10 protein-coding genes are annotated in these 11,366 nt (G+C 73.2%); 1 reads left to right on the forward strand and 9 read right to left on the reverse strand.

All coding sequences use genetic code 11. From position 1 onward, the window contains the following. The first annotated feature begins 24 nt into the window (after positions 1–24). The gene (locus tag ACFYE3_RS04960; protein WP_031283042.1) at positions 25–360 is read left to right on the forward strand and encodes an RNA polymerase-binding protein RbpA; all 336 of its coding nucleotides are present in this window, start codon (positions 25–27) and stop codon (positions 358–360) included. A gap of 84 nt (positions 361–444) precedes the next feature. Here the strand turns inward: ACFYE3_RS04960 and ACFYE3_RS04965 are convergent, their stop codons facing one another. From ACFYE3_RS04965 to ACFYE3_RS05005, 9 genes are all read right to left on the reverse strand, one after another. Further along, entirely contained in the window at positions 445–1,182 is a 738-nt protein-coding gene (locus ACFYE3_RS04965) for a polyprenol monophosphomannose synthase (protein ID WP_387606623.1), read from the reverse strand. A 195-nt stretch (positions 1,183–1,377) separates the two neighbouring features. After that, positions 1,378–3,066: an amidohydrolase gene (locus tag ACFYE3_RS04970; protein WP_387606625.1), complete on the reverse strand. Its 1,689-nt coding sequence runs from the start codon at positions 3,064–3,066 to the stop codon at positions 1,378–1,380. A gap of 92 nt (positions 3,067–3,158) precedes the next feature. Next, on the reverse strand, positions 3,159–5,996 hold the full coding sequence (locus tag ACFYE3_RS04975; protein ID WP_387606627.1) for a DEAD/DEAH box helicase: 2,838 nt from the start codon (positions 5,994–5,996) through the stop codon (positions 3,159–3,161). Positions 5,997–6,069: 73 nt separating this feature from the next. Further along, positions 6,070–6,963 carry a twin-arginine translocase subunit TatC gene (tatC, locus tag ACFYE3_RS04980; protein WP_387606629.1) on the reverse strand — a complete coding sequence of 298 codons (894 nt, stop codon included), beginning with the start codon at positions 6,961–6,963 and terminating at the stop codon, positions 6,070–6,072. Positions 6,964–7,099: 136 nt separating this feature from the next. Further along, positions 7,100–7,399 (reverse strand): Sec-independent protein translocase subunit TatA, encoded by a 300-nt coding sequence (gene tatA / locus ACFYE3_RS04985; RefSeq protein WP_387606630.1) that lies wholly within the window; start codon positions 7,397–7,399, stop codon positions 7,100–7,102. Continuing rightward, positions 7,389–7,760, reverse strand: a complete 372-nt coding sequence (locus tag ACFYE3_RS04990; protein ID WP_387606632.1) for a hypothetical protein — start codon at positions 7,758–7,760, stop codon at positions 7,389–7,391. The genes tatA and ACFYE3_RS04990 overlap by 11 nt, the downstream gene beginning before the upstream one ends. Positions 7,761–7,783: 23 nt before the next feature. Further along, positions 7,784–9,859, reverse strand: a complete 2,076-nt coding sequence (locus ACFYE3_RS04995; RefSeq protein ID WP_387606635.1) for a WYL domain-containing transcriptional regulator — start codon at positions 9,857–9,859, stop codon at positions 7,784–7,786. 11 nt (positions 9,860–9,870) lie between these two features. After that, on the reverse strand, positions 9,871–10,266 hold the full coding sequence (locus tag ACFYE3_RS05000; protein WP_368800690.1) for an FKBP-type peptidyl-prolyl cis-trans isomerase: 396 nt from the start codon (positions 10,264–10,266) through the stop codon (positions 9,871–9,873). Positions 10,267–10,355: 89 nt separating this feature from the next. Further along, positions 10,356–11,315, reverse strand: coding sequence for an FKBP-type peptidyl-prolyl cis-trans isomerase (locus ACFYE3_RS05005; protein ID WP_387606637.1), 960 nt, complete (start codon positions 11,313–11,315; stop codon positions 10,356–10,358). Between the last annotated feature and the right edge of the window lie 51 nt (positions 11,316–11,366).

Genomic DNA, 11,366 nt, shown 5'->3' on the forward strand with positions numbered 1-11,366 from the left:
GTCAGTTATGGAGGAACCACCACAATGAGCGACCGCAGTCTCAGGGGAATGCGTCTGGGCTCCCAGTCCATGGAGACGGAGGCCGGTGTCGAGCCGGCCCCGCGCCAGCGCGTCGAGTACCGCACCGCGGACGGCGAGAAGGTCACGGTGACTTTCGCGGCGGAGGCGGAGATCCCGCCGGTGTGGGTGTCGAAGACCGGCAAGGAAGCGATCATCGTCAACGGCGAGAAGCCGGTGAACCCCAACGAGAAGCACCAGCGCACGCACTGGGACATGCTCCTGGAGCGGCGCAGCACGGACGAGCTGGAGGAGATCCTCGCCCAGCGCGTGGAGTTCTACCGGGAGAAGCACGCGATCTGAGTCCGCTCCCCGGCACGTGCGGAGGGCCCCACCCGAACCGGGTGGGGCCCTCCGCACGTGCCGGGCGGTGCGCCGGCCGGGAGCTCAGCGCCGGGTGAGCTTGCCCGCCAGGGTCTTCGCGCGGGCCGTGAGCCCCCACTGGGCGACGCGCACGACGGCCTCGCGGGTCACGTCCGGGCTCATCTTGGACTCGCCCTCGGCGCGCTCCACGAAGGTGATCGGCACCTCGACGACGCTCAGGCCGGCGCGCTCGGTGCGCCAGCCGAGATCGATCTGGAAGCAGTAGCCCTTGGAGTCCACGGTCTCGAGACCGATCCGCTCGAGGGTCTCGCGGCGGAAGGCGCGGTAGCCGGCGGTGATGTCGTGGATCCGTGAGCCCAGGAGCGTCCGGGCGTAGAGGTTGCCGCCGCGCGAGAGCAGCTGGCGCTGCACGGGCCAGTTCACGGTGCGCCCGCCCGGGACGTAGCGGGAGCCGATGGCGAGGTCGGCACCGCGCTCCATGGCGTCCAGCAGCAGCGGGAGCTGCTCGGGCTGGTGGGAGCAGTCGGCGTCCATCTCGACCAGGACGTCGTAGTCCCGGGCCAGCCCCCAACGGAAGCCGGCGATGTACGCGGCGCCGAGGCCTTCCTTGCTGGTGCGGTGCAGGACGTGGATGTTCCCGTCCGCGGCCGCCATCTCGTCGGCGAGGCGACCGGTCCCGTCCGGGCTGTTGTCGTCCACCACCAGCACGTGCCCGTCCGGGACGGACTGGCGGAGCCGGTCCATCACGGTCGGCAACGACTCGTGTTCGTTGTAGGTGGGGATGACGGTCAGTACGCGCACCGGGTCGTTCCTTTCGAGGTCTGCCTGCCGCACCACGGGGCGAGCTCCCTCGCCTTCGGACCAGTCCGGCCCTGAGGGGATGCCGGCCTGTTTTCTAAGGACGAGCGAGCCCGCCCGGCAGCAGTTGTCCAGCCTATCCTGCCCCATGCCTGCGACCAAGATCGCGCGGCACGGGCCGGCGGCCCGCCCCGCGGCTCAGAACCCGGCGGAGCGGTACAGCTCCACGCCGTCGAGCACGGTCTGACGGCACACGGGCACGGACGCGCCGTCGAGCGCGGGCAGCAGGGGGGTGCGGGCCCGCGGGTCGGTGCTCCAGGCGGACCCGGTCCCCTCGGCCTGCTGCACCATCAGGGCCTCGACGTCCCAGACGGCGAACGTGGCCGGGGTGCCCGGTGCGAGCTGGCCCTGCATGGGGTCGGGGTGCCGGGCGGCGCGCCACGCGCCCCGGGTGGAGGCGAGGAACGCGGCCCGCGCGGAGATCCGCTGGTCGGGGTCGTGGTGGTGGAGGCAGGCCCGGACGGTCTCCCACGGGGACAGCGGCACCACGGGGGCGTCGCTGCCCAGCGCCACGGGGACCCCGGCACGGTAGAAGGAGGCCAGCGGGTTCATCGCGGCCGCCCGGTCGGCGCCGAGCCGCTGCTCGTAGAGCCCGCCCGGTCCGCCCCAGGCGGCGTCGAACCCCGGCTGCACGGAGACGGTCACGGCGTGCTGGGCCAGCCGCTCGATGCCCTCGGGGTCGACCATCTCGGCGTGCTCCAGGCGGTGGCCGGCGCTGTGCAGGGCCCGCTCCCCCACGAGCTTCGCCGCGCGGTCGAGGCCGTCCAGGACGATGTCCATCCCGGCGTCCCCGATGACGTGGAACCCGCCCTGCAGGCCGGCCTCCGTGGTCGCGGCGAGGTGGGCGGCCACGGAGGCGGCGTCGAGATAGCGGTTCCCGAGATGACCCGGGGCGTCGGCGTAGGGGGCGCGGAGGGCGGCGGTGCGGGAGCCGAGGGCGCCGTCGACGCACAGGTCCCCGGCGAGCCCGATGAGCGACTCCCGCCGGTCCACGGCGCGCCCCAGCAGGTCCGCCAGGGCGGCGTCGAACCGCTCCACCACCGCCCGCGCCTCCTCGGCCGTGGCCGCGAGCTCACCCCGGTAGGGCAGCACGCGGGGCGTCGGGTCCTCGGCGCCGACACCGTGGTTGGCGAGGGCCGTCAGCCGGACGAGGTCCTCGAACGGGGCGACCTGCTCGGCGTTGGCCTCGGCCAGGGCCACGTAGCCCTGGGAGGCGGCGTGCCGCAGGGCGAGCCGGTGCAGCTCGGCCCGGCGCCCGGCGCCGAAGTCGCGGGCCGCGGCGCGCACGCGGTCGTGGGCCAGGTTCTCCACCCGGCCGTCGCCGAGCCATCCCTCGACGCCGGCGAGGCCCAGCCGCCGCGCCAGGGACGAGGACACCACCCCGGAGTGGACGTCGATCCGCGTCAGGTAGACCTCGCGCCCGCCGGCGGCCCGGTCGAGCTCCTCCGCCGTCGGCGCCCGCCGCTCCGGCCACACGGACTCGTCCCAGCCGGCGCCGAGGACCGGGCCCGTGCTCGTGCGGGCGGCGCCGGCCACGGCGTCGAGCACCCCGTGCAGGGAACCGGCCGCCGTGAGGTCCAGGGTGGACAGCGCCAGGGCGGTCTCCGTCACGTGCACGTGGGAGTCCACGAACCCCGGGGCCAGCAGCCGTCCGTCCAGGTCGACCACGTCCATGGAGTGGTCCTGCAGGGACTGCGCCGCCTCCTCGGAGCCGACCCAGGCCACGCGGGCGCCGTCGACCAGCAGGGCGGTGGCGAACGGGTCGGCGGGACTGTAGACGGAGCCGTTGCGGTAGAGGACGGGTCGGGCGGGGACGGTGGTGCGCACGGGTCTCCTGTTCGGGACGGGCGTTCGAGGTGGGGGTTCTGGATGGGCGTGCCGGCGGACGGGGTGGCGCGGAGCGCGCGGGACGGCGCCGCTCAGTCCTCGAACGCGGAGTGCGCCACGACGCCGCGGCGCACCAGCGCGATCGCGCGCTGGCACTGGGCACGGGTGCCGGCGTCGAGGAGGTCGATTCCGCCGAGCTGGTCGAGCATGTCGATCACCTGCTTCGCCCAGCGCACGAAGTCGCCGGCGGCGAGCTCCGTGCCGGACAGGGCCGTGCTCAGGGTGGCGCCGCGCGCCCAGAGGTACATCGCCTCCACGAGACCGAACTCCGGCTCCGAGGTCGCGGGGAGGTGGTGCTCCTGCTCGCGGTCGGTGAGCCGGGACCAGTTGCGCACCACGGTCTGCGCGGCACGGTCCATGGCGGCCGACGGCAGGACGGGCTGGATCCCCTGCTCCTCGCGCTTGGCCTGGTAGACGAGCAGGGTCACGAGCCCCGCGGTGGCGGCGGGGTCGAGGCCGTCGAGGAAGCCGTCGCGCAGGCTCAGGGCGAGGAGCAGGTCCCGGTCCCCGTAGATCCGCCGCAGCTGCTCCCCGGCGCGGGTCGGCCGGACCTCCCCGTCCGGGAGGGTCTCGAGGTAGCCGAAGGAGCCCAGCACCTCGGAGACCCGGTCGAAGGTCTTGGCGATCGTGTTGGTGCGGCTCTCGATCTGGCGCAGCAGCCCGTCGGTGTCCCGGCGCAGCGTCCACCAGCGCTCGGCCCAGCGGGCGTGGCTCTCGCGGTCCGAGCAGCCGTGGCAGGGGTGGCCGCGCAGGGCCTTGCGGACTTCCGTGATGCGACGTTCGGCCGCGCTGGTGCCGCGGTCGAACTGGATGGTGTGCCCGCGCCCGCCGCCGCGCGGGGGCCGGTGCTCGTGCAGGGCGTTGCGCGCGGACGAGGCGAGGTCGCGCCGCTCCTTGGGCGTCCGGCCCGTGAACTGCTTGGGGATCCGGATCCGCGAGACCGGCTCGAGGGGCCCGTCCAGGTCCTGGGCTCCCACCCGGCGCAGCTGGTGGTCCAGGGTGAGGATCGAGGGGCGGGGGTCGTCCCGGTTGGGGTCGGTGGCCAGGATCACGGCGTAGCCGGCGTTGCGCCCCCGCGGGATCTCCACGACGTCCCCGGGCAGCAGGTCGTGCAGGGACGCGACGGCGTCCGAGCGGCGCCGCCGGGAGCCGGCCTTCTCCTCGGCGCGCTCGAGGTCCTTGAGCTCCCGGCGCAGGGCGGCGTACTCGGAGAAGTCCCCCAGGTGGCAGGTCATGGCCTCCTCGTAGCCCTTGAGGGACTCCTCCTGGGAGCGGACCCGGCGGGCGAGGCCCACCACGGAGCGATCGGCCTGGAACTGGGCGAAGGAGGACTCGAGGATCTTGCGGGAGCGGTGGGCGCCGAACTGGGCCACCAGGTTCACGGACATGTTGTAGGTGGGCCGGAAGCTCGAGTTCAGGGGGTAGGTGCGCTTGGAGGCGAGACCGGCCACGGCGTGCGGGTCCATCCCGGGCTGCCACAGCACCACGGCGTGGCCCTCGACGTCGATCCCCCGGCGCCCGGCGCGCCCGGTGAGCTGGGTGTACTCCCCCGGCGTGATGTCCACCCGGGACTCGCCGTTGAACTTGTCGAGCTTCTCGAGCACCACGGAGCGGGCCGGCATGTTGATGCCCAGCGCCAGGGTCTCCGTGGCGAAGACGGCCTTGACGAGCCCGTCGGCGAACAGTTCCTCCACGAGCTCCTTGAACGCGGGCAGCATCCCGGCGTGGTGGGCGGCCACGCCGCGCAGCAGGCCGTCGCGCCACTCGTAGAAGCCGAGGACGTTGAGGTCGGCGGCCTCGAGCGAGGCGGCGGTCTCGGCCACCCGGGCGCGGATCGTCTGCTGCTCCTTCTCGCCGGTCAGCCGGATGTCCGCGGTGACGCACTGCTGCACGGCGGCGTCGCACCCGGCGCGGGAGAAGATGAAGGTGATGACGGGCAGGAGGCCCTCCGCGTCGAGGCGGCGGATCAGCTGCGGGCGGGACACCCGGCGCGTCTCGGGGCTCGGCCGGTAGGCCTCGCCGCCATTGCGGCGGGAGAACCGGTCGCGGGACCGGCCCCCGGGGCCGCGGCCTCCCCTGCGGCCCCCGCGCGGCTGCTCGGCGCGGGCGAGCTGGAGCAGCTCGGGGTTGACGTCCGGTTCGTCGCTGCCGGGCCCCTCGAGCCGCTCGGCGGCCTCCTCGACCGTGGTGTCGTCCAGGAACAGGTCGAGCAGCCGCCCGCCCACCTGCACGTGCTGCCACAGCGGGACGGGCCGGTGCTCGGAGACGACCACGTCCGTGTCGCCGCGCACCGTGTCCAGCCAGGCCCCGAACTCCTCGGCGTTGGAGACGGTCGCGGACAGGGAGACCAGCTGGACGCTGTCCGGCAGGTGGATGATGACCTCCTCCCACACCGCGCCCCGGAAGCGGTCGGCGAGGTAGTGCACCTCGTCCATGATCACGAAGCCCAGGTTCAGCAGGGTGGGCGAGTCGGCGTACAGCATGTTCCGCAGGACCTCGGTGGTCATCACCACGACGTCCGCCTCGGAGTTCACGGAGGTGTCCCCGGTGAGCAGGCCGACCCGCTCGGCGCCGAAGGCCCGGGAGAACTCGTGGAATTTCTGGTTGCTGAGCGCCTTGATGGGCGTCGTGTAGAAGGCCTTCTGCCCCCGGGACAGGGCCAGGTGGACGGCGAACTCCCCCACCACGGTCTTGCCGGCGCCCGTCGGCGCGGCCACGAGCACCCCCCGGCCCTCCTCGAGAGCCCCGCAGGCGGTCACCTGGAAGTCGTCCATCTCGAACTCGAGCCGGTGCTGGAACACGGCGAGCTCGGTCCTCGCGTGAGCGGCCCGCTGCTTGGCGGCCAGGTATCGGTCGGCGTAGGAGGACATGGGTCCACCCTACTGCTCGGCCCGGACGGCAAGGGGCCCGCCGGAGCCCCCGGAACCGTCCGGGCCGGGCGGATCAGGCGCGGGCGTCCTCCTCGGGCTCGCGGCCCAGGCGCTCGAGCTCGTCGGCGGAGGTCGCGACGACGGCCGCCGCACCCGTGCCCGCGGCGAGGCGGGCCTCCTTCCGGGCCCGCCGGCGGTCGAGGAGCAGGCACAGCCCGACCGCCACGAAGAACAGCGTGAGCAGCGGCACCGCGAGGTAGAACATCGTCATCGGGTCGGGCCCCGGGGCGGCCATCGCGGAGACGACCATGACGAGGACGACGACGATCCGCCAGCTCTTCAGCACCGTGCGTCCCGACAGGACGCCGAGCATGTTCAGGCCCACCAGGAACACCGGCAGCACGAAGGCCACCCCGAAGGTCAGGATCAGCTGGAGGAAGAACCGCAGGTACACGTCCGCCGAGATGAAGTTGGTCCCGCCCGCCGGGGTGAACGCGGTGAGGGCGTAGACGGCGGTGGGCAGGGTGAGGACGGCGACCGCGATCCCGCCCAGGAAGAGCGGGACGGCCGCGGCCAGGAAGCCGACCGCGTAGCGGCGCTCGCTCCGGTGCAGGGCCGGGGTCACGAACGCCCAGAGCTGGTAGAGCCACACGGGGCTGGCCAGGACCAGGCCGAGCACCAGGGAGACCTCCACCATGATGTTGAAGGAGGAGCCCACGGCCGAGTAGTTGATGGAGGCCTCGCTGCCCTCCGCCTGGGCCAGCCGTTGCAGGGGCTCCGTGATGTAGGCCATGAACGGGATGTACAGGAAGAAGCCGCCGACCATGCCGACCACGGTGGCCAGCGCGGACTTGATCAGCCGGTTGCGCAGCTCCCGCAGGTGCTCGGCCAGGGCCATCTGCGCCTGCGGATTGGCCTTGCGCGCCGTCCGGCGCTTCCGGGGGCCGCGGGGGGACTGCGAGGACATGAGGACCTTCGGGACGTCGGGGCCGCACGGTGCGCCGGGGCCGGTCGGGTGGTCCGTTCCCCCGGCCGGGGACGCGGACCGCCCGGTGGCGGCACGGAGGATCAGGACGGAGGACCGGGGCGGAGGGCTGCGGGGGTCAGGCCGGAGGCCGGCCGGGGCGCTGCTCGGGGTCGCGCGGGGCGTCCGTGCCGGAGGCGCCGGGGGTCCGGTCCGGGGTCGCGTCCTGGCCGCGCTCCACCGGTTTGCCGTCGATGACCACGTCCGAGCCGTCCGGCTGGTCGTCCTTCTTCATCTCCTTGACCTCGGACTTGAAGATGCGCAGCGACTGGCCGAGGCTGCGGGCCATGCCCGGGAGCTTGGGGGCGCCGAACAGCAGCACGATCACCAGCAGGATGATCAGGATCATGAAGGGGCTGTCGAAGAGCCTACCGAACATTGGACGTTCCTTTCCGTTCAGCCCGGCGGATGTCGCTGATCCGCTGCGGCTGGCCCATGCGGTCCTTGCGCTCCATGCGGCGTCTCAGACGGGCGGTTTCTCGTTGGTCGCGGCCGATCCGGTAGTCGGCCAGGGCCTGCCCCACCGGGGTGAAGAGGGCCGGATCCGGCGCGGCCCGGACGGGACGCTGCACCCCGGCGGCCGCGTCGTCCCAGCGCCGGGCGAACTCCCCGGCCACCTCCTCGGTGTCCCGGAGCAGGACGAAGAAGGTCTTCACCAGCCGCCACAGCATCAGTCCGAGGAATGCCACGCCGAGCAGGACGAGGACCGTCCACAGCAGGACCCAGGACCACCAGAGCATGCCCTCCAGTATAGGCGGGCGGATCAGGCCGGCTCGGACGCCCCGTAGGCGCCGAGCGCAGAGTTCACCCAGAGTTCCACCTGCGCCACGACGTCGTCGGGCCCGATGACCGCGAGCTGGCCGCCGTAGCGGGTGATGAGCGCGCACACGGCCTCGGCCGTCTGGAACCCGATGAGCGCGGCCTCGTGGTCTGCCGCCGGCCCGGTGCGGGCCCCGCCGGGGACCCGGACCACGGCCGTGCGGGTGGCGTGGTACTGGTCGGCGATCCACCGGCTGCGCCGGTCGGTGACGAGCACGACCTCCACGGTGTCCGGGGTGCCGGGGGCGGGCGGGGACGCGGCGGCGGCCTCCTGAGCGGCGGGGCGCGCGCCCGCCGGCCCGGCGTCCTCGACGGCGGAGATCCGGTCCAGCCGGAAGTTGCGCATCCCCTCGGAGCCGAGGCACCAGGCGCGCACGTACCAGTGGGTGTTGGAGGAGAACACCTGGACGGGGTCCACGACCCGCTCCGTGAGCTCGTCGCGGGACGGGACCACGTAGCGGATCCGGATCCGGCGGCGCTGCTCCACGGCGCGGCGCACCGCGGACATGACATCGGCGAGGGCGGGCGCGGGGGTGTCCGTGATGGGGCGGGCACCCACCGCGTTGGCGAGCACCCCGGCGTCCCCCGCCGCGCCGGCGACCTTCGCGATCGTGGACGCGACCGCCTCGGAGTCCCCCCCGGGCACGGTGCGCAGCGTCTGCAGGCCCACGAGCAACGCGGAGGCCTCCGGCTGGGTGAGGCGCACGGGGTCGGAGAGCTCGTCCGCGTTGGACAGGTAGACGTGGCCGTCGTCCCAGGACGCGTCGATCAGCTGGTCCGGCATGTGCCCGGGCTTGCCGCACACGAACAGGGTGTTGAGGTCCGCGATCAGCTCCTGGTCGGTGATCCCGAACCGGCGGGCGGTCTCCTCGAGCTCCGCGCCCTGGTGGGCGTAGACCCAGCGGACGATCTCGAGCAGCCGCGAGAGGTGGTCCGCGGTGGAGAGCTTGTTGCGCGTGCCCTTGCGGGACTTGTTGTTCCAGTCGACCTGCACGCCGCGGAACCTTGCCACGGCGGACGCGGCGCTCCGCAGCCGGCGCACCACCGCGGTGCGCACCTCGGCCTGCATGGTGGGGGCGGTGCCGTCCCCGTCCCGGGGCACGACGACGCCGGGGCCCGCCGCGGCGATCTCCTCGGCGAGGATCTCGGTCTCCGCGAAGGGGATGTGCAGCCGGTCCCACCGGTCCACGCCGTCCCCGGCGCCGACGCCGGGCTCCTGCCGGGCGGCCATCCGGCGCAGCATGTGCGCGTGGCCGGGCCGGGCCAGCACCTCCACGGTGCGCGCGGGGGCGTGGGAGACCATCTGGGACAGGGACTCGTTCATGGAGAAGCCCTCGGGCGGGTCGAACTCCTTGCGGGTGACCGTGACGTCGGACATGATCCGCGACAGCCGGAACGTGCGGGAGTCCTTGCGGTCCAGGTCCCAGCCGACCACGTACCAGTTGCCGTAGCGGGAGCCGATCCCCCACGGCCTCAGCCGCCGGGTCGTGAGCTGGTCGGTGCTGCGGGCCAGGTAGTCGAAGCGCACCTCGCGGTGGCGCACCACGGCCGAGAGCAGCGGCTCGAAGGACGGCTCGTGGGCCGTGAGGGTGGGCTGCAGCAGCGGCGGGGCGTCGTCCTCCGGCAGGCCACCGATGGCGGGCTCGAGCTTGCGCAGGGCCCGGCGGGCGAGCTCCCCCAGGGAGGCGTCCGTCCAGGCGTTGGCCGCCAGGGCGAGCACCGCGGACTCCTCCGCCGTGAACTGCAGCGGCGGCAGCGTGAAGGACCCGCGCGGGATCCGGTAGCGGTGACCGTGCGTGTCGTCGGGGAAGAGCGGGTCCTCGGAGACCTCCTCGATGGGGTAGCCGAGGTCGCGCAGCTCCGCCTTGTCGCGCTCGAACATGCGCTCGAACGCCTCGTCGGACGCGGACTCCGCGTACGACGGAACGGCCTCTCTGAGCTCGGCGCGGGTGTACCCGCGTTCGCGGGAGACCAGGGCGATGAGCAGGTTGAGAAGCCGCTCCGTCGATCGGGCTGCCATCCGGTGGGTCCTCAGCGCACGTCCAGGAGGTCCACCACGAAGATCAGGGCCTCGTCCGGACCGATGACCCCGCCGGCGCCCCTGGAGCCGTAGGCCTGGTCCGAGGGGATCTCCAGCCGGCGGCGGCCTCCGACCTTCATGCCCAGCAGGCCCTTGTCCCAGCCCTCGATGACCTGGCCGACGCCCACCGTGAAGTCGAGGGGCTGGCCGCGGTTCCAGGAGGCGTCGAACTCCTCGCCGGCGGAGAACGTCACGCCCACGTAGTGGCAGGAGATCTGCTTGCCGGGAGTCGCCTCGGCGCCGGTGCCCTCCACGAGGTCCGTGATGACGAGCTCGGTCGGGGCCTCCCCCTCGGGGAAGTCGATCTCGGGCTTGCTGCGGTCGAGCTTGCGCTCTCCGAAGGACATGGGTGCTCCTGTTCGTCGGGTCGTCGACGGGTGGTCGTCGGGAACGGCGGGGCCTCTGGCCCCACCGGGCCACCATAGCCGACCGGGGGCTACTCCTCGGTCGCGGAGGGGGACGGCGAGGCCGAGGGCTCCTCCTCGGCGGGCGCCTCCGGGGTGTCCACGGCCGCCAGGATGTCGACGACGAAGAGCAGGCTGCCGGCCGGGTAGTCGGAGTCCTTGCCCAGTTCCTTCTCCGTGCCGTAGGCCTGGCCGACGGGCACGGAGAGGACCACCCGGGAGCCCTCCTTCTTGCCCTCGAGCCCCTTCTGCCAGCCCTCGATGACGTTGTCGAGCGGGAAGGACGCCGGAGCGCCGTTCTCGTAGGAGGAGTCGAAGGTCTCGCCGTCGGACCACTTCACGCCCACGTAGTTCGCAATGACGGTGTCGCCCTCGGCGACCTCCTCGCCGTCGCCCTCGATGAGGTACTCGGAGACGAGCTTCTTCGGCGCGTCGCCCTCGGGCTTCGCCACGGCGGGCACGCCCTCGTCGTTCTCGGTGATCTCCGGCAGGCCCCGCGGGCTGTCCTGCATGTCGCCCTCGATGTCGGTGGGGATCTTCCGGACGACCTCGTAGACCTCCACGGAGGTCGACTCGTCGCCGGCGGCCCCGGCGGTCTCCGGGGAGGAGTACGCGATGATCGCGCCCTCCTTGGCGCCCACGAGGGCGTCGTACATCTCCGGGATGGAGTCCTTCAGGCCCTGCTCGAGCTTCAGCACCTGCCCGGCGCCGCGGGAGTAGGTCTCACCGATGGAGGTGCCGTCGGAGCCCTTGTAGAGTGCGGCCTGCAGGAGGATGGTGTCGCCCTCGGCGAGCTCCTCCCCGTCGCCTTCGCGCAGCTCCTTCGCGCCGGCCTCCTCGGCGTTGAGCGGGGTCTCGAACGTGACCGACGGGGCCGTGCCCGGAGCCGGATCGTCGTTGAGCTCCACGGAGTCGACGCCGGGCCCGGAGCAGCCCGTGAGGACGAGCGCCAGGGACAGGGCGGCACCGGAGGTGGTCAGGGTCTTTCGCACAGGGTTCTTCCTCAGGGGTCGGGCCGGGTGGGGTCGGTGGGGTCGGACGGC

The organism is Kocuria arenosa (assembly GCF_042879215.1).
Lineage (GTDB): Bacteria > Actinomycetota > Actinomycetes > Actinomycetales > Micrococcaceae > Kocuria > Kocuria arenosa.

What these genes read in the sequence shown, in the direction of transcription:
- ACFYE3_RS05000 (WP_368800690.1), bottom strand. Translation starts at nt 10,266, where the DNA reads ATGTCCTTCGGAGAGCGCAAGCTCGACCGCAGCAAGCCCGAGATCGAC.
- tatC (WP_387606629.1), bottom strand. Translation starts at nt 6,963, where the DNA reads ATGTCCTCGCAGTCCCCCCGCGGCCCCCGGAAGCGCCGGACGGCGCGC.
- ACFYE3_RS04990 (WP_387606632.1), bottom strand. Translation starts at nt 7,760, where the DNA reads ATGCTCTGGTGGTCCTGGGTCCTGCTGTGGACGGTCCTCGTCCTGCTC.
- tatA (WP_387606630.1), bottom strand. Translation starts at nt 7,399, where the DNA reads ATGTTCGGTAGGCTCTTCGACAGCCCCTTCATGATCCTGATCATCCTG.
- ACFYE3_RS04995 (WP_387606635.1), bottom strand. Translation starts at nt 9,859, where the DNA reads ATGGCAGCCCGATCGACGGAGCGGCTTCTCAACCTGCTCATCGCCCTG.
- ACFYE3_RS04960 (WP_031283042.1), top strand. Translation starts at nt 25, where the DNA reads ATGAGCGACCGCAGTCTCAGGGGAATGCGTCTGGGCTCCCAGTCCATG.
- ACFYE3_RS04975 (WP_387606627.1), bottom strand. Translation starts at nt 5,996, where the DNA reads ATGTCCTCCTACGCCGACCGATACCTGGCCGCCAAGCAGCGGGCCGCT.